General features: G+C 66.6%; 18 protein-coding genes. 9 read left to right on the top strand and 9 right to left on the bottom strand.

Annotated features, from left to right (window positions below):
* Positions 1-13 precede the first annotated feature (13 nt).
* The 3 genes from rodA to ABNQ40_RS17215 form a co-directional block, all read right to left on the bottom strand.
* Entirely contained in the window at positions 14-1,180 is a 1,167-nt protein-coding gene (gene rodA, locus ABNQ40_RS17225; protein ID WP_109490756.1) for a rod shape-determining protein RodA, read from the bottom strand.
* A gap of 200 nt (positions 1,181-1,380) precedes the next feature.
* Positions 1,381-2,574, bottom strand: a complete 1,194-nt coding sequence (locus ABNQ40_RS17220; RefSeq protein ID WP_109048314.1) for a diguanylate cyclase — start codon at positions 2,572-2,574, stop codon at positions 1,381-1,383.
* Between the two features lie 197 nt (positions 2,575-2,771).
* A complete protein-coding gene (locus tag ABNQ40_RS17215) occupies positions 2,772-3,401 on the bottom strand; it encodes a TetR/AcrR family transcriptional regulator (RefSeq protein ID WP_247879606.1) in 630 nt (209 codons plus the stop codon).
* Positions 3,402-3,638: 237 nt separating this feature from the next.
* On the opposite strand from ABNQ40_RS17215, the gene ABNQ40_RS17210 reads away from it, so the two are divergent.
* From ABNQ40_RS17210 to ABNQ40_RS17200, 3 genes are all read left to right on the top strand, one after another.
* Positions 3,639-4,748, top strand: a complete 1,110-nt coding sequence (locus tag ABNQ40_RS17210) for an HlyD family secretion protein (protein ID WP_109048316.1) — start codon at positions 3,639-3,641, stop codon at positions 4,746-4,748.
* Positions 4,749-4,910: 162 nt separating this feature from the next.
* The gene (locus ABNQ40_RS17205; RefSeq protein ID WP_109048317.1) at positions 4,911-6,464 is read left to right on the top strand and encodes a DHA2 family efflux MFS transporter permease subunit; all 1,554 of its coding nucleotides are present in this window, start codon (positions 4,911-4,913) and stop codon (positions 6,462-6,464) included.
* 93 nt (positions 6,465-6,557) lie between these two features.
* Positions 6,558-7,085 carry a hypothetical protein gene (locus tag ABNQ40_RS17200; RefSeq protein ID WP_109048318.1) on the top strand — a complete coding sequence of 176 codons (528 nt, stop codon included), beginning with the start codon at positions 6,558-6,560 and terminating at the stop codon, positions 7,083-7,085.
* A gap of 30 nt (positions 7,086-7,115) precedes the next feature.
* Here the strand turns inward: ABNQ40_RS17200 and ABNQ40_RS17195 are convergent, their stop codons facing one another.
* Both ABNQ40_RS17195 and ABNQ40_RS17190 read right to left on the bottom strand, forming a co-directional pair.
* Positions 7,116-8,330 (bottom strand): homoserine O-acetyltransferase, encoded by a 1,215-nt coding sequence (locus ABNQ40_RS17195; RefSeq protein WP_247879607.1) that lies wholly within the window; start codon positions 8,328-8,330, stop codon positions 7,116-7,118.
* 99 nt (positions 8,331-8,429) lie between these two features.
* The gene (locus ABNQ40_RS17190; RefSeq protein WP_109048320.1) at positions 8,430-8,750 is read right to left on the bottom strand and encodes a heavy metal-binding domain-containing protein; all 321 of its coding nucleotides are present in this window, start codon (positions 8,748-8,750) and stop codon (positions 8,430-8,432) included.
* A gap of 163 nt (positions 8,751-8,913) precedes the next feature.
* On the opposite strand from ABNQ40_RS17190, the gene ABNQ40_RS17185 reads away from it, so the two are divergent.
* The 6 genes from ABNQ40_RS17185 to ABNQ40_RS17160 all read left to right on the top strand — a co-directional run bounded on the left by ABNQ40_RS17185 (position 8,914) and on the right by ABNQ40_RS17160 (position 13,134).
* Positions 8,914-9,549 (top strand): hypothetical protein, encoded by a 636-nt coding sequence (locus ABNQ40_RS17185; protein ID WP_109048321.1) that lies wholly within the window; start codon positions 8,914-8,916, stop codon positions 9,547-9,549.
* Positions 9,550-9,867: 318 nt separating this feature from the next.
* A complete protein-coding gene (locus ABNQ40_RS17180; RefSeq protein WP_109048322.1) occupies positions 9,868-10,854 on the top strand; it encodes a YqaJ viral recombinase family protein in 987 nt (328 codons plus the stop codon).
* The gene (locus ABNQ40_RS17175; RefSeq protein WP_247879608.1) at positions 10,842-11,729 is read left to right on the top strand and encodes a hypothetical protein; all 888 of its coding nucleotides are present in this window, start codon (positions 10,842-10,844) and stop codon (positions 11,727-11,729) included. The genes ABNQ40_RS17180 and ABNQ40_RS17175 overlap by 13 nt, the downstream gene beginning before the upstream one ends.
* 11 nt (positions 11,730-11,740) lie before the next feature.
* A complete protein-coding gene (locus tag ABNQ40_RS17170; RefSeq protein ID WP_109048323.1) occupies positions 11,741-12,070 on the top strand; it encodes a hypothetical protein in 330 nt (109 codons plus the stop codon).
* A 33-nt stretch (positions 12,071-12,103) separates the two neighbouring features.
* Entirely contained in the window at positions 12,104-12,364 is a 261-nt protein-coding gene (locus ABNQ40_RS17165; RefSeq protein ID WP_109048324.1) for a hypothetical protein, read from the top strand.
* 134 nt (positions 12,365-12,498) lie between these two features.
* On the top strand, positions 12,499-13,134 hold the full coding sequence (locus ABNQ40_RS17160; protein WP_109048325.1) for a LysE family translocator: 636 nt from the start codon (positions 12,499-12,501) through the stop codon (positions 13,132-13,134).
* Positions 13,135-13,136: 2 nt separating this feature from the next.
* On the opposite strand, the gene ABNQ40_RS17155 is transcribed toward ABNQ40_RS17160, so the two are convergent.
* From ABNQ40_RS17155 to ABNQ40_RS17140, 4 genes are all read right to left on the bottom strand, one after another.
* Entirely contained in the window at positions 13,137-15,488 is a 2,352-nt protein-coding gene (locus tag ABNQ40_RS17155; RefSeq protein WP_109048326.1) for a Tex family protein, read from the bottom strand.
* A gap of 397 nt (positions 15,489-15,885) precedes the next feature.
* On the bottom strand, positions 15,886-16,329 hold the full coding sequence (locus ABNQ40_RS17150) for a periplasmic heavy metal sensor (protein ID WP_109048327.1): 444 nt from the start codon (positions 16,327-16,329) through the stop codon (positions 15,886-15,888).
* On the bottom strand, positions 16,326-16,754 hold the full coding sequence (locus ABNQ40_RS17145) for a hypothetical protein (protein WP_109048328.1): 429 nt from the start codon (positions 16,752-16,754) through the stop codon (positions 16,326-16,328). The genes ABNQ40_RS17150 and ABNQ40_RS17145 overlap by 4 nt, the downstream gene beginning before the upstream one ends.
* Positions 16,751-17,326, bottom strand: a complete 576-nt coding sequence (locus tag ABNQ40_RS17140) for a sigma-70 family RNA polymerase sigma factor (RefSeq protein ID WP_109048329.1) — start codon at positions 17,324-17,326, stop codon at positions 16,751-16,753. The genes ABNQ40_RS17145 and ABNQ40_RS17140 overlap by 4 nt, the downstream gene beginning before the upstream one ends.
* Positions 17,327-17,513: the final 187 nt, after the last annotated feature.

The raw sequence follows: 17,513 nt of genomic DNA, 5'->3' as shown, positions 1-17,513 counted from the left end.
CAGACGCGGGACGTCAAACGTCGGTGACGCCGCTCTTGGGGATGCGCACGTCGCGGTGGACCGACATGCTCAGCAGCAGGCCGACGCCGATCATCAGCGTCATCATCGCCGATCCGCCATAGGACACCAGCGGCAGCGGGATGCCGACGACGGGGATCAGGCCCATCACCATCGCCACGTTGACGAAGACATAGAGGAAAAACTGAGCCGTCATGCCGACCGCGACCAGCCGGCCGAACTGGCTGCGGCTGTTCAGCGCGATCACCCAGCCATAGATGAACAGCAGGATGTAGAGCGCCAGCAGCGTGGCGGCGCCGACCATGCCGAACTCCTCCGCCAGGACGACGAAGATGAAGTCGGTGTGCTTTTCCGGCAGGAACATCAGCTGGCTCTGCGAGCCGGACATGAAGCCCTTGCCGAACAGGCCGCCGGAGCCCAGCGCGATCTTCGATTGCAGGATGTTGTAGCCGGCGCCGAGGGGATCGGTCTCCGGATCGAGGAAGGTGTAGACGCGCTGCTTCTGGTAATCGTGCAGGAACTCCCAGGCGATGGGGATGGCGCTGAGGCCGCCGCCGATCACCAGCAGGAACTTCCACACCCGGACCCCGGCGGCGAAGAAGATGGCACCGCTGCCCATGATCAGCAGCAGCGAGGTGCCGAGGTTGGGCTGCATCAGGACGAAGGCGACGGGCGTGAAGACCAGCAGCAGCGGCGGGATCAGCAGCAGCGGCCGCCCGATCTGGTCCAGCGTCACCCCGTGGAAATAGCGGGCGAGCGCCAGCGTCAGCGCCGGTTTCATCAGCTCCGACGGCTGGAGCTGGAAGAAGCCGAGGTCGATCCAGCGCTGGGCGCCCATGCCGATGCGGCCCATCAGTTCCACCGCGATCAGCAGGCAGAGCACCATGAAGAAGATGACGTAGGCCGACTTCATCAGGTGGCGGATGTCGACCAGCGCGATCCCCAGCATCAGGACGAGGCCGGGAATGGCGCGGACCAGCTGCGGCTGCGCCCACGGCTTCCAATGGCCGCCGGCGGCGGAATAGAGAAGCCCGACGCCGACCCCGGTGATCGTGCAGATCAGCAGGACCAGCCCCCAGTTGATGAGCCTGAATTTTGTGCCGAGCGTCAGCTGCGACCGCTGCGGCTCCAGGCCGCCGGAGCCGAGATGGGAAAGAACCACGACCTTGCGCCGATGTTGCCGGAAGGGACGGAGCCGGATCGGACCCGGCAAGCCGGCCCCGGACTATCGACCGGAGTAAGCCGGCCGGCGGGGACCGGCGCGGATAATGCGGCAAGCGGCCCCGCGGGTAAAGGCGGCCGTGCGTCATTGCCCGCAGGGCCGCTTTTTCTAACCGGTCCCGCGCGTCCTTTTCCTGGCTGTCAGGCGTGCAACGCAGGGGTCAGCGCCACCGCGGGGTAGAAACGCACCTGATTGCGCCCGGCATGTTTCGCATCGTAGAGCGCGCTGTCCGATTGGGCCATCAGGTCGGAAAACTCGCTGTGTTCCCGCGTCAGGCTGACGCCGCCGATGCTGCAGGTCACCGTCACACCGCCTTCGGCGCCAAGCTGGGCCAGCTGCCGCTCGATGGCGCTGCGCAGCCGCTCGGCCAGCAGCCGGCCGGCCTCGGCACCCGTTTCCGGCAGCAGGATGGCGAATTCCTCCCCGCCGATCCTGCCCACCGAATCCTCGTGCCGGATCTGCGCGGCACAGCAATCGGCCACCGCCTGGATGACCCGGTCGCCGAATGGATGGCCGGCCCGGTCGTTGACCGCCTTGAAGCGGTCGATGTCGAGCACCAGCACCGTCAGGTCGCGACCGTGGCGGCGGGCGCGGCGGAACTCGACCTCGCCCAGCTCGAACAGGCGGCGGCGGTTCAGGCTGCCGGTCAGCCCGTCGGTGTGGGCGAGCTTCGCCAGTTCGCGGTTGAACTCGTCGCTGGCCATCAGGACATAGTTGATCGCCCCGACCACCGTTCCCAGCAGCGTCAGCAGGAAGGTGAGACGCTCCACCCGGTCGTCGAGCATGTAGGCGGTCGGTGCCTCGCCCTGTGTCACACCGGCGCCCATGCGGACCAGATAGGCCATGGCCAGGGAGGCGCAGAGAATCCCGGTGACATAGTGGGGAATGCCGCGCCCCTCGTAACGCACCAGCACTTCGAAGGCGATCACCAGCAGCACGGCCGCCGTCGTGAAACTGACCAGGATACGGATCGAAGAGAGGCCACCGCCGGACAGCAGCAGCAGGGCACCGACCAGCCCCACCGCCAGCCCGACGGCCACGGGCAGCAGCGGCGGTGCTGGCCGATTCTGCAAATGGCGGACACTGGTGTAGTTCATCGCCAACCCGGCGATGCCCAACCCGTTGGCGAGCGGCACGAGCAGGTCCGGCGCCAGGCCGCCTCGCGTACCGGCGACCAGGAAGCCCGTCCCTACCAGGAACTTGCCATAGGCATAGGCGCGCAGGGAGTTGCGGATATGGTGCGGATAGCGGCCGGAGGCAACGGCAATGGACAGCCCGACGGCAAAGCCTATTACGGTGATGACCTGCGCGATGAAGGTCGTCTCGAAATCCATCCGCAAACCCGCCACGCACCGTTACGCCGGTATGTCATGGGCACGCTATACGAAGCCTTGGCCGGTGACAAGCCGAAGGGAGCGAGATTTGCGGCTGGATTTATGACTATTGGATCTAGATTGTCGCTGGTACCAACTGAGGGTTTGTAGGCGCTGCGGCTCAACTCTTATTGAGCGTATTTCAGGCGCCCCGCCCCTCAGCGTGCCTCGGGCGCATAGCCTTTGACGAAAAGGTCCACGGCGGCATCGACGAACCGCTCCAACTCCTCGTCGCTCGGCCGTTCGCTCAGGCACAGCAGAAGCTTCATGTGCATGTTGGCCTTCAGCAGCCCGAAAAACTGGTGGGTCGCGAGATCGCAGTCGGTGATCGCCAAGTCGCCCCTTTCCGTCATGTGGGCCATGAGCTGGCGCCCGCGCTGGAAGGTCTCTGCAGGGCCGCTGTCATAGAAGGCCTGGGCCAACTGCGGCTGCCGCAGCACTTCGCCCAGCACCATGCGGTAAAGGCCCAGCGCCTTGGCCGAGGCGATGAAGCGGACGAAGGTTCGGCCGATCAGGCGAAGACCGTCCGCTGCCGGAAGGTGCATCGCCTCGTCCCACACGCCGGCCAGGACGGAGTACGCGCATTCGGAGGCGACCATCGCCCGGAACAGTTCCTCCTTGCTGCCGAAATGGGCGTACAGCGTCGCCTTGGACACGTTCGCCTTCTTGGCGACCGCGTCCATGCTGACGGCACTGTAGCCATGTTCCAGGAACAGGGTGCCGGCCGCGTCCATGATCTGGGCCGGCTTCGATCCTGCTTCGGGAGTGGGGGCAACCAACGTGGTCATGCGCGCCTCGCCTGAGTCCATGTGCTTGGCCCCTACCGCGTTCCGCATCGCCCGACAAGCCCCCTGACACCCGTTGACAAAAACTAAACCGTTCAGTTCGGTCTTGACAACAGATAGGCCGTCCGCCATCTTCCGGCAAGACTAAACTGAACGGTTCAGTTTCTTTTCCGTGACGGCGCCGGCAAGAGCGCATCGGCGGAATCCTGACCGGATCGCGGTGGATTGGGGATAGAGACAATGGCGAATGGCGTGCGGAAGATCGTGCTGTCGGGCGTTGCGCTGGCCGTGCTGGCAGGTGGCGCCGTCGCCGGCCAACATTGGTGGACGGAAGGCCGGTTCATGGAATCGACCGACAATGCCTATGTGCAGAGCGACATCACCGTCGTCAGCCCGAAGATCTCCGCCTATGTCCGCGATGTGAAGGTCGCCGAAAATCAGCTGGTGCGGACGGGCGACGTGCTGGCGATCCTCGACGACCAGGATTTCCGCGCCAAGGTGGCGGAGTCCGAAGCCGCGGTGACCGCGCAGAAGGCGGCGCTCGGCACGCTGGACAGCAAGCTGGAGCTTCAGCGCACGGTGATCGATCAGGCCGCCGCCACGTTGGCGAGCGCCGAGGCCGAACAGCGTCGCGCCCAGCAGGACTATGAGCGCAACCGCTCGCTGGCCAGCGACAGCTGGACCAGTCGCCAGAAGCTGGAAACCGCCGACGCCGACCTGCGCAAGGCGGTGGCGCAGGTGGCGAAGGCGCGGGCGGCGCTGGCCTCGGAGAACGAGCAGGTCAACGTCCTGCGCGCCACCCGGACCGAGACGGAAGCCCATCTGGCCCAGTCGCAGGCCACCCTGCAGACGGCGCGCAACGATCTGGACAACACCGTGATCCGTGCGCCGGTCGACGGCGTGATCGGCAACCGCGGCGTCCAGGTCGGCCAGTATGCCCGGCCGGGCGTGCAGATGCTGTCGCTGGTGCCGCTGCCCGACGTCTATGTGGTCGCCAACTTCAAGGAGACACAGCTGTCGCGCATGCGCCCCGGCCAGCATGTCAGCATCTCCGTCGACGCCTTCCCGGATCGCAATCTGATCGGCACGGTGGAAAGCTTCGCCCCGGCTTCGGGGTCCAAGTTCTCGCTGCTGCCGCCGGAGAATGCGACCGGCAACTTCACCAAGATCGTGCAGCGCGTTCCCGTCCGCATCGCCCTGCCGCGCGACAACGCGCTGGCCGGCCTGCTGCGTCCCGGCCTGTCCGTGGAGGCGGAGGTCGACACCCGCGGTGCCGACAGCCAGCCGCATCTGGCCAGCGGCGGCGTCTTCGGCGCGCTGACCGACAAGCAGGCGGTGGCCGCCAGATAAGCGGCCACAGCTCCGGCGGGGACGCCGCTCCTCCTCCCCCTTCGGGGCGGCGTCCCTGTCCGTCAGTCACGTCAATAGATCCAGGCAGAATATCGGCCGAAGTCAGCCCTGGGGCCACCCCCGGGGCGGCAGTCGTTCGGCCGGACGGAAGGCAGCGGTTCCATGGCGACACCGGCCCAGGGCATGCGCCCCCTCACCCCCCGCGACATCGCCGGCTTCTTCGCGATGGTCGTCGGCATGTTCATGGCGATCCTGGACATCCAGATCGTCTCCAGTTCGCTGTCGGAAATCCAGGCCGGCCTCGCCGCCAGCGCCGACGAGATTTCGTGGGTGCAGACCTCCTACCTGATCGCGGAGGTCGTGATGATCCCGCTGTCGGGCATCCTGTCGCGCATCATGTCGACCCGCGTGCTGTTCACCCTGGCGGCGGCCGGCTTCACCCTGACCAGCGTCGCCTGCGCCTTTGCCGGCGGCATCGAATCGATGATCGTCTGGCGGGCTTTGCAGGGCTTCATCGGCGGCGCGATGATTCCGACGGTGTTCGCCACCAGCTTCATGATCTTCCCGCCGGAAAAGCGGGCGGGCGTGTCGGTGATGATGGGGCTGGTCGCCACCATGGCGCCGACCATCGGCCCGACGCTGGGCGGCTATCTGACCCAGCACCTGTCCTGGCACTGGCTGTTCCTGGCCAACGTCATCCCCGGCATCCTGGTGACCTCGCTGGTCTGGTTCCTGGTCGATGTCGACCGGCCGAATCCGGAACTGCGCAAGGGCTTCGACTTCCTCGGGCTGGGGCTGATGGCCGCTTTCCTGGGCAGCCTGGAGTATGTGGTGGAGGAGGGGCCGCGCAACGACTGGTTCGACGACGAGGCGATCTTCGCGCTGGCGGTGGTGGCCGCCGTCTCCGCCGCCGGCTTCTTCTGGCGGGTGCTGTCCTACCGCAATCCCATCGTGGAACTGCGCGCCTTCGCCGATCGCAACTTCGCCATCGGCTCGCTCTACAGCTTCATCCTCGGCATCGGTCTCTACGGGTCGGTCTATCTGCAGCCGCTGTTCCTGGCCCGCGTGCGCGGCTTCAACAGTTTGCAGATCGGCGAGATCATGTTCGTGACCGGCATCTTCCAGTTCATGTCGGCACCCATCGCCGGCGCACTGTCGAAGCGGATGGACCTGCGCGCCATGCTGGCGCTGGGGCTGATCCTGTTCGGCACCGGCGTCTGGCTGAACAGCCATTTCACCGCCGACACCGGCTTCTGGGAGCTGTTCCTGCCGCAGGCGGTGCGCGGCATGTCGCTGATGCTGTGCTTCATCCCGATCAACAGCGTGGCGCTGGGCACCCTGTCGCCGGACAAGCTGAAGAACGCGTCTGGCCTCTACAACCTGATGCGCAACCTGGGCGGCGCCATCGGGTTGGCCGCGATCAACACGGTGCTGACCGACCGCAACGCGCTGCACCTGAACCGGCTCGGCGACAATGTGAACCTGGCCCGTCCGGAGGTGCAGCAGATGGTCGACAATCTCAGCCAGCGCTTCGACGGGCTGGTGGCCGATCCGACCGCCGCCGCGATGTCCAGGCTGGTCGGGCTGGTCCAGCGCGAGGCGCTGATCCTGACCTTCAACGACGCCATGCTGCTGATGTCGGCGGTGTTCTTCGGCGCGCTGCTGTTCATGCCGCTGGTGCGCCGTCCGGGCGGTCCGGTGAAGGCGGACCATTGAGCATGGGATAGGTTGCCGCCTATGGGTTGTGCTATAGCTTGACGGAACGTCAGACCGCCAGTCCGAATACCTGCACAAACCCGGCCGAGTCCCATGAGCAAGCGCCAATACACCCGAACCGAGGTCAAGGAACTGCTGGGCGCGCTGGAGCGCCAGTGCCGTGAGGCATCGAAGCTGGCCCAGTTGGCCGAGCATGAGGCCAGCAAGCACAGCTTCGGCGCCTACCGCGATTTCCGCGACAAGGTGGGCGAGTTCCAGGCGCTGGTCATCCTGATCGAGCAGCGCCTGCGCAATCTGGTCGATGCGCGTTCCGACGATCTGCGCGACCAGTTCGAGAAGCTGGACATGGTGATGCTGGCCCTTCTGGTGCGGGCCAGCATGCGCTTCTTCTTCGTGCTGTCGGCCAACCCGATCCTGCCGATGGGTGCCCGCGAGATCTTCGTCGCCGAGCTGCGCAGCCTGCACGATGCCGCGGAAAAGCTGAAGCGGCCCAATTATGTCGGCAAGCTCGGCCCGGAACTGGACCGTGACCTGGAGACGGCGTCTCTGATCCTGGAAGAGATCATCGACAAGGCGCCGAGCCTGCTGAACTTCCGCGGAGCGCCAGTCAGCGGGGAGTAGGGGGCTCCGGCGTCCAAAGCCCCCGCCACCTCACTTCGCCAGGAACTGCGCGATCGTGTCGCCCGCCTTGCCGATGTTCACCACGCCGTCGAGATGGCCGAGCGTCGAGGTGATTGACTCGGTGTACTCCACCGCATTCCCCTGCTTCTCCAACCGGTCCTTCAGCGGACGCATGTTGCGGTCCGGCGGGAAGACGAGGTCGTCGGCCGATGGGATCAGCAGGACCGGAGCCTTGATCTTCGCCAGACCGTCCTCCAGCGAGGCGCCGTTGCCGGTGACGAAGGTCTGGTTGGCCTTCACCAGATAGAGGAAGTGGTTGGCGTCGCTGACGGCGGCACGGCCGGAAGCCGCCTTTTCCAGCCAGGCTTCGATGGCGTACTGGTTGCCCATCGCGGCCTTCGGGTCCTTGCCGTCCTCCGCCCATTTGCGGCCGAAGGCGGCGTCGGCCCATTTCCAATGGCGGGCGTGCAGGGTGACCAGCTTCAGCGCTTCGGTCAGGCCGGCCTTCGGCTCCGCCTTTCCGTAATAGTCGCCGTTGTTCCAGTTGGGGTCGAGTCTGATCGGTGCCGCCCACAGGTTCAGCCAGCCGATCAGGAAGGGGTCGGCCTCCGGTCCGCCGATGGCGGCGATGACGCGCTTGACCATCTCCGGATGGTCGGCCCCCCATTCGAAGGCCTGGAGCGACCCCATCGAGCCGCCCATCACCGCTTGCAGGGTCTTGATGCCCAGGCTGTCGACCAGCGCCTTCTGGACATTGACGAAGTCCTGGATGGTGACGATGGGGAAGCTCATGCCATAGGGCTTGCCGGTATCCGGATTGATGCTGGTCGGGCCGGTGGTGACGACGTTGGGATCCTTGGGCGACAGGTTCACCAGCGTGTCGGAGGCGATGATGAAATATTTGTCGGTGTCCAGCGGCTTGCCGGGACCGATGATGCTGTCCCAATAGCCGGGAGCGGCATCATCAGCCTTGTATTTCCCGGCGGCATGGCTATTGCCGCTGAAGAAATGGGTGATGAGGATGACGTTGTCCTTGGCGTCGTTCAGCTTGCCGTAGCTTTCCCAGCCGATGCGGACATTCTTGATCGTCCCGCCACCGGTGGTGGTGTAGGACGGCATCTCGAAGACCTTCTTCTCGACGATGGCGTCGAGCGCCAGAGCGGGCAGGGCGCCGAACAGGCACGCCGCCATGGCGAGGCCGCCGATGCAGCCTGACCGGATGGAACCGCGGACAACCCCACGCATGTGCATCCCCCCTCGGATTGTTTTGCTGGAGGGGGAGTCTACGCATAAGGTCGGGCCTGTCCAGACGCCTTCGCTGACGCTTACGGTCAGGGGCTGCCTTTAGCGGAGGCGGACGGCGGTGCCGTTGACCGACACCATCAGCATGCCGTTCTCCTTGCCCAGCACCTCGTAATCGACGTCCACCCCGACCACGGCATCGGCGCCCAGCGTGCGGGCCGAGTCCTGCAGGTCGGCGAAGGCCGCCTCGCGTGCCTCGCGCAGAGCCGCCTGATAGCCGCCGGCCCGGCCGCCGACGATGTCGCGCACGGAGGAGAACAGGTCGCGGAACACGTTGACGCCCATGATCGCCTCGCCGGCGACGATGCCGAGATACTCGGCGATCTGGCGGTCTTCGATGGAATCGGTGCTGGTGACGATCATGGTCGCAACTCCTTGCAGTCGGCTTCGATGCCGCAGAGATGGGGCCGCCACGGCGGAGTCCAAGGCGGCACTGCGAAATCGCAGCGGCCTTGAGTCCATCGCGCCTTCCCCCATCCGGTCGCGACCGTGTAGGACAGGGTGGGGGACTGCCGAGGGGAGAGCGATGGACGACACGCGGCGAGCCATCCTGCGCTGGATGACCGGCGTCATGGAGGCGAAGGACTGGAGCGCCGGCGGCTGGGCGCGGTTGGCCGGCGTCACCGCCACCAACCTGACCCGCTTCCTGCGCGATCCGGCGATGGGCAGCGTGCCCAGCGCCGACACGCTGGCCCGTCTGGCCCGCGTCGCCGGGTCGGAGCCGCGTTTCCTCGACGACCATGCCTATGCCCCGGTCACGCGCGTGCCGGTGCTGACGCTGGAACAGGCGCACATCTTCCTCGACCTCGGCCGCCGGGCAGGGGAGGCGTTCCTGGCCGGGGCGCTGAAGGAGGGAGCCGCGTCGGTCGCCATGGACGGACACACCTCCCGCCGGGCCTTCGCGCTGCGTATCCTGTCCAAGAGCCTGGACGCCGCCGGCGTGCTGCCCCGCGACTGCGTGGTGCTGGAGCCGCTGGACGTGCTGACGCCGCAGGCGGGCGATGTGGTGGTGACGGTGGGCGAGGGCACCATCTGCGGATACCGCTTCTTTCCACCCCATCTGATGCCGGTTTCGACCGATCCCGATTGCCACCCCACCGCCTTCGACCGTGCCCATGTGGCCGGAGTCGCCGTCCACGTGGTGCGAGCGCTTCGCATGTAAAAGCCCGTGGCGCACAGAGTCGCGGTGGCCGTTCCCATCCGCCGCGACTCGCAAAAACGGTCACCTCTACTCCGTCCGTTTTGACTTGTGACGACTCTCGTCAGAACACACCAAATATAGCATGTTTTCAGCTCTTTGATCTGGTCTACGGCCAAGCCATAGGTTCACGTTTTGTTCTTGAAAGCTGCATGTTCGCATCCCATATTCAGGGTCCGGTGAGGCGGTCCAAAACACATGCTGCGAAGTCGCAGCATAGGCCACGCTTCGAAGCCGGGAAGATGGCCCGAAAGGGCCTGGAACCGGGAAAAGCGGAACAGCATGGCGATCACTCAGGCACAGCGGGATTTGCGGGCAGGGCGGATTGGGTCGTCGGATGCGACGCGCGTGATGGCCGGCGACTGGCTATCGCTGTGGCGCGAGAAGACCGGCCGGGTCGAGCCTGAGAATCTGGATTTCGTCGCCGCCGTACAGATTGGAATCGCGACCGAACACCTGCACCCGCGCTTCGTCGCCCATGCCACCGGCCGCGCCTGCGTTGCGGCACCCGATACCTACCGCCATGCCGAGCATGACTGGATGGTCGCCCATCCCGACTTCCTGACCGGCAGTGTGGCCGATGGCGCTCTCGACACCATCGTGGAGGCGAAGTTCAACAGCGGCTTCCAGAGCGATGCCGATCTTGCCCGCCGCTATCACTGGCAGGTCCAGCACCAGCTGGAGGTGGTCGGTCTGGACCGCGCGCTGCTGTCGATCCTGCGCCCCACCGGCCACAGTCTGGTGACGGTGGACCGTCGGCCGGACGACGTCGAGCGGCTGGTCGAGACGCTGGAAGCCTTCTGGTGGCACGTCGTCAACGACGTCGAGCCGTCGGACCCGCTGCCGATGGACGGCCCGTCCTATGAGAACGGCCGCGTCTTCGACATGGGGCGGCACAACCGTTTCCGCGCGCTGGCCGACCGGCTGGTCGCCAACCGGGCGGCGGCGCTGGAGGTGAAGGAGGCCGAGGCCGCGCTCAAGTCGCTGATGCCGGACGATGCCCGCATCGCGTTCGTTTCCATCGATAAGGCCGACGGCAAGTCTGATGGCCGGTCCGGTGGCCTCTATCTCGCGCGCGACCGCGAGGGCCGGCTCAGCCTGCGCTATGGCGCACCGCCGCGCCGGGCCCTGGCGGACGCGCAATCCTGGGTGCCCTCCGCTGACCCGAACGGGGTGGAATTCAGCCTGGAAGCAGCGCTGACCGCCGGCTGGGGTGAGGGGAGAGCCGAAACGTTTGGACAAGAAGGACCCAAGTCATGGGACGCATGAGCAAGACCGACCACCTCGTTGCCGATACCGAGACGCCTGAGTCGAGCGTTACCGAATCCAGTGTGACTGAATCCAACGTGACGGAGACCGCCCCGGTCGAGGCGAAGTCCGGCGGCAGCCGCGGCTCGCAAGGGTCCAAGGGATCCGCCGGCGCCAGCAGCCGGGCGGAAGAACCGCAGCGCATCGACACCATGTTCCTATGGAACCGGCTGAAGCGCACCGACCCGAAGGCGACAAAGCCCTTCACCCGTGCCGGCGGCTTCCGCGGCACGCAGATCGACCCGACATGGCGCTTCCAGATGATGACGGAGGTGTTCGGCCCGATCGGCAAGGGCTGGGGCTACGAGCAGGTCGACTGGACCATCGCGGAACGGATGATCTTCATCTGCGCCCGCGTCTGGTATATCGACCCGGAGACGAAGGAGAAGTGCTTCACCGGCCCGCAGTGGGGCGGGACGGAGATGGTCCGCCGCCGCAACGGCATGGAGATGCCGGACGACGAGTGCTTCAAGATGTCGATGACCGATGCGGTCGGCAAATGCCTGCTGCAGATCGGTCTGGCCGCCGACGTCTATATGGGCCAGTTCGACGACAGCAAGTACCGGGAGGAATCGGAGGCCTTCTATGCCGCCAAGTCCAACCCGGACCTGCAACCCGCCGCCGTCGAAGCGTTCGAGGCGGAGGTGAAGCGCCGGCTGGGGGCCTGCCTGGACCTCGATGACCTGGAAGAGGTCTGGCGGTCGGGCGTCGGCACCCGACTGCGCGAGATCGGCGCCGTGGACCGCGCCGCCCAGCACCGCATCACCGGCCTGTTCGCCCAGAAGAAGGCCGAGATTCTGAAGCGCGAGGAAGAGGACGGGCGGGAAGCCGCCTGACGGAACGCCCCATGATCCAGACGACTCACAGCACCGGCGACCGGTCGCCCAGCGGTCTTTTCCGCATGAGCGCCTGGGAAGGCGAGTTCGAACGTGCCAACGCGCAGCTGCCGCGCTGGTACTGGAATCGTGACCAGCGCCGCCGCCACTACGCCCGTTGGGTGGAGGCAGAGGCCGAAACGCTGGCGATGCGGCTCTCGGGACTGCTGCGGTCCGACACGCCGTCGGAAACCGCGGGTGCGGCCCATGTCCTTGTCGAATCGCTGGCGCGTGACATCGATTGGGCTCGACGGTTGGAAGACTCGGAATCGGAAGACGGCAAGTTCGCTCACGCCGCCTGACCGCAGGCGGCATCAAGGGAAGGATATCATCCCATGACGATAGAAGAGGTCCAGGCGCGTCTGCGCGCCGCTCAAGCCCACCTTGGGCGTGAGGGCCGCTTCGCCCTCACCCTCAGCCTGGACGGGCGCGAGGAATGCTACATCACCCATTGGTTCCGCCCCGAACCGCACGCCTTCGAGGACTGCCGTGCGGTCGGTTCCGGAACCCTCAGCGAATGCCTGGACGCGCTCGACCGCTATGTGGCGGTGAACCGGGTGCGCGACGAGGCCCCGATGCTGATGGCAGCCGAATGACATCCCCGTAACGGCCAATCCATCGGCCTTCATCCCCTCGTTCCCCCCGCGGACGAGGGGATTTTTTTGTCCGCTCCTCGCGGGCTGCCGCGATTGTGCTATCGTCGCCATATTCGAGCGGAAGGGGAGCGATCATGGATCCCGCACTTGCCTTCGTCAGCATCGCCGGGGCCATAGCGGTCGGCGCCGCCAGTCCGGGGCCGAGCTTCGTGCTGGTCGCGCGCACTTCCATCGCCGTGTCCCGCCGGGCCGGTCTGGCCACCGCGCTCGGCATGGGAATTGGCGGCGTGTTCTTCGCGTCCCTGGCGCTGCTTGGTCTGCATGCGTTGCTGTCGCAGGTCGGCTGGCTCTATGCAGTGCTGAAGCTCGTGGGCGGGGCCTATCTGCTGTACCTCGCCATCCGCATCTGGCGCGGGGCCGCAGAGCCGCTAGTGATGGCGGAAGAGGGGCGGACCGCCCCCGCCGGGCTGATGCGACCGCTGCTGTTCGGGCTGTTGACGCAACTGAGCAACCCGAAGACGGCGCTGGTCTATGGCAGCATCTTTGCCGCGCTGATGCCTGCCGAACCGCCGGTCTGGCTGTTCGTCCTGCTGCCGCCGGCGATTTTCCTGATCGAGGCCGGCTGGTACGCCATCGTCGCCGCAGCGTTTTCCGCCGGCCGGCCGCGCGCCGCCTACCTGCGGTCCAAGCGTTGGGTCGACCGGGTCGCCGCCGCCGCCATCGGCGGACTGGGCATCCGCCTGATGGCGGACGCTCTGCCCCCTCCCTGACCTTACTTCTTCTTGCCCGACTGCGCCCGGGCGAACGCCTCGGCGAAGGCGCTGTTGACCGGCTCCGGCGCCTTGGCCGGCTTCGGCGCAGCCTTGGCCGCAGGTGCCGCCGGGCGGCGATCCTGCTGCTGCGGCTGACGCGCCGGTCCCCGCTCATCGCGGCGCTCCTCCCGGCGGGCCGGACGCGGCGCTTCCTCGCCCATGCGCATGGTCAGGGCGATGCGCTTGCGGGGAATGTCGACCTCCAGAACCTTCACCTTCACCACGTCGCCGGCCTTCACCACCGTGTGAGGGTCCTTCACGAAGCTGTTGGCGAGCTGGGAGATGTGCACCAGCCCGTCCTGGTGGACGCCGATGTCGACGAAGGCGCCGAAGGCGGTGACGTTGGTGACGACGCCCTCCAGCATCATGCCGGGCTGGAGGTGCTTCAGCTCCTCGACGCCTTCCTTGAAGGTGGCGGTCTTGAACTCCGGACGGGGGTCGCGGCCGGGCTTCTCCAGCTCCTTGATGATGTCCTCGACGGTGGGGACGCCGAAGCGCTCGTCGGTGAACTCCTCGGCATTCAGGCCGCGCAGGAAGCGGGCGTCGCCGATGACGCTGCCGAGATCGCGGCCGGTCGTCTTCACGATGCGCTGGACCACCGGATAGGCTTCCGGATGGACGGCGGAACCGTCGAGCGGATTCTCGCCGTCGCGGATTCGCAGGAAGCCGGCGGCCTGCTCGAAGGTCTTCGGCCCCAGCCGGGCCACGTCCAACAACTGCTTGCGCGAACGGAAGGCGCCGTTGCGGTCGCGATGCTCCACGATGTTGCGGGCGATGGTCTCGTTCAGACCCGACACGCGGGTCAGCAGCGGAATCGAGGCGGTGTTCAGATCGACGCCGACGGCGTTCACGCAATCCTCGACAACCGCGTCCAGCGACCGGGCCAGCTTGCCGCCGGCCACGTCATGCTGGTACTGGCCGACGCCGATGGACTTCGGCTCGATCTTCACCAGCTCGGCCAGCGGGTCCTGGAGGCGGCGGGCGATGGACACCGCACCGCGCAGGCTGACGTCCAGGGTGGGGAACTCGTGCGCCGCGGTTTCCGAGGCGGAGTACACCGAGGCGCCGGCCTCGCTGACCACAAGCTTGGTCAGGGACAGTTCGGGGTGGCGCTTCATCAGGTCGGCGGCCAGCTTGTCGGTCTCGCGCGACGCGGTGCCGTTGCCGATGGAGATCAGTTCCGCCTTGTGCCGGGCCGCCAGTGCCGCCAGCACCGCCAGCGAGCCGTCCCAGTCGTTGCGCGGCGGGTGCGGATAGATGGTGGTCGTTTCCACCAGCTTGCCGGTGGCATCGACCACCGCCACCTTCACGCCGGTGCGGATACCGGGGTCGAGCCCGATGGTGACGCGCTGACCGGCGGGGGCGGCCAGCAGCAGGTCGTGCAGGTTGCGGGCGAAGACGCGGATCGCCTCATCCTCGGCGCGCTCGCGCAAGGATCCCATCAGATCGGTCTCGATGTGCGGGCCGATCTTCAGCTTCCAGGTCCAGCGCACCACGTCGGACAGCCATTTGTCGGCCGGGCGGCCCTGGTCGCGGATGCCGGTGTGGACGGCGATGGTGCCCTCCGCCGGGTGGGGCTGGCCGTCCTCGACGGCCAAGTCCAGGCGGATGTCGAGCACGCCCTGCGCCCGGCCGCGGAACAGCGCCAGCGCCCGGTGCGACGGCAGCTTCGACCAGTTCTCCGAGAAGTCGAAATAGTCGGAGAATTTGGCGCCCTCCGCCTTCTTCTCCTCGATCACCTTGGAGGTGACGACGCCCTTGTCGGCCATGGCCGTGCGCAGGCGGCCGACCAGCTCGGCATCCTCGCCGAAGCGTTCGACCAGAATATGGCGGGCGCCGTCCAGCGCCGCCTTTACGTCGGCGACACCCTTGTCGGCGCTGACGAAGGCGGCAGCCTCCGAATCCGGCTGCTTCTTCGGATCGGTCAGCAGCGCGTCGGCCAGCGGCTCCAGCCCGGCCTCACGGGCGATCTGGGCCTTGGTGCGGCGCTTCTGCTTGTAGGGGAGGTAGAGGTCCTCAAGCCGGGTCTTGGTGTCGGCCTGTTTGATCTGGCGCTCCAGCTCCGGCGTCAGCTTGCCCTGTTCCTGGATGGTGGACAGGATGCTGGCGCGGCGGTCCTCCAGCTCGCGCAGGTATCCCAACCGCTCCTCCAGAGTGCGGAGCTGGGTGTCGTCCAGCCCGCCGGTCGCCTCCTTGCGGTAGCGCGCGATGAAGGGGACGGTCGATCCCTCGTCGAGCATGGCGATGGCGGAAGCGACCTGGGACTCGCGGACCGACAGTTCGTCGGCGATGCGCTGGCTGATGGACAGCATGAGGCAGGGATCCTGCGGACTGGTGACGAAACAACGGGCGTCTGTCATAGCGCGTCGGGGCCGGGTGACGCCACCCCGGCCTTTCGTCAGAGAGACAGGGCAGGGCAGGTCAACCGTCAGCGGGACCATACTGCAACGATCTTCGCAAATAAGTGGTAGGGGGCGATTTCTCCCCTCCATTCATCGGCCGTTAACCATATCGGTCTATATCTTTGCGTGCAACTTGGTTGCGTTTCCTCCCGAACCAACTTAAGGGCGGCCTGGCGGCGATACCGTCTGGCCGCCTTTTCTTTTTCGGTCGCCCGGTCCGTTTCCGGACAAAGGAAAAAAGGCCGGGACGAACATGCCGCCCCGGCCTGACCCCGGATGTGTCTGCCGCCGGTCGAAACCGAAAGGATCAGGGAAGGCGGCTTTCAGCCAAACGCAGGCGGCCTTCGGGGGAGAGACGGGAAAGGGTATCGACGACGCGCGCCTCGATCTCGCTCCGCAAGGCGGCGTCATTGGCATGGACGCTGTCGAACATGGCCTTGACGACGGCCGCATCGAAAGGCTGGGCCATCAGGGCGGTGCGCAGACGGGGAGTGAACTCCTCCCGGCTGACATGCATGCGGACGAACAGCGGGCGGGCGTCGTCCAGCGCCTTGCGCAGGACCGTGGCATCGGCCGGCGACAGGCGCCGCGACACGTCGTCGACGAAGCGTTCCAGCAACTGGTCCGGCCCGCCGGGCGGCGGGGGTGGGCGGAAGCTGTGGGCGACGACGAAGCCGCCGGCAAGCATATTGAGCGCAAGGGACCCGACCAGCAGGAACCAGGGCCAGCGGCGCCGGATCGACGGCGTCATCGCGTGTCTCCCAGATAGCTGACGATCATCACGCCGGACAGGCTGGGAGTGCTCGTCTTTTCGAAGGAAATCAGGCCCTGGCTGTAGCTGAGGAAGCCGACCAGCGCCATGCCGGCCAGGAACCCGGCCAGCGGGGCAGGGCGGAAGGGCGGCCGCGACAGGAACCACGGCACGAATTCGGGCACGATCCGCTGCGCCAGACAGTCGGCGATGCGGTCGAAGACCTCGGCCTCGCGCCGGGATGAGACCAGCGGGGTCGAGGCGGCATCGAGCAGCGCGTCGGTGACGGCGGCATCGGCCAGCAGGTCGCGGGCTTCGGCACTGTCGTCCAGAAGGGCCAGGGCATCGACCCGGGCCGAACGCGGCCAGCTGTCCAGATCGGCGCCATAGGCCTCGGCGTAGCGTTTGAACTCTTTGAGCGTCATGACCGTGCACCGTCCTTCTGACGGATCAGGGGTTGAAGCCGGGCCCGCACGACGCGGCGCGCCCGGACCAGCAGACTTTCCATAGCCGAAACAGACACCTGCAGTATTTCCGATGCTTCAGCGCACGTCATCTCCTCATGGTAGCAGAGGCTGAGCGCCGCCCGCTGCCGCTCCGGAAGAGCGGCGATCGCGGCATCCACGGCGGCGCCGATCCGGATGCCGTCGATCACCGTTTCGGCGCTCCAGGCCGGGTCGGCGATCTCGTCGGCGGCATCCAGGGGGGCGAAGCTGCGGCGCCGCTTGTAGTCGATGGCACGGTTCACCACGATCCTGTACAGCCAGGTCGTGAAGCGGGTTCCGTCGCCGCGCCAGCGGTCGGCGTTGGCCCAGATCTGCAGGAAGGCGTCCTGCGCGACCTCTTCGGCGTCGGCGGCGTTCCCGACAACCCGTTGGGCCAAGGCGATGCTGCGGCGCAGATGCCGGCGCGTGAGCGTTCCAAACGCTTTCCGGTCACCGGCCGCGGCGTCCGCCATCAACGCCTCGTCCGTCACCGTCTCCTCGGTAGGCTTCACGCCGTCTTCCGCCCGCTCCCGGTTGCTGTCAGGCTTTTATACGCGGCCGGGACCGGAAGTCCTGCGCGGCGGCAGGCAATTTTCCCCATAGTGGATTTCCCTGAGAAGCGGCCCTGCTCCAGCAGTTAATTTCCATAAGAATGCTTATGCGTCTCTTGTGCGCGCTGACCGGAGGGCGCTCTCCCGG

The organism is Azospirillum sp. A23 (assembly GCF_042938965.1).
In the GTDB taxonomy this organism is placed as follows: domain Bacteria; phylum Pseudomonadota; class Alphaproteobacteria; order Azospirillales; family Azospirillaceae; genus Azospirillum; species Azospirillum melinis.
This window is presented reverse-complemented; position numbering and strand designations above follow the sequence as displayed.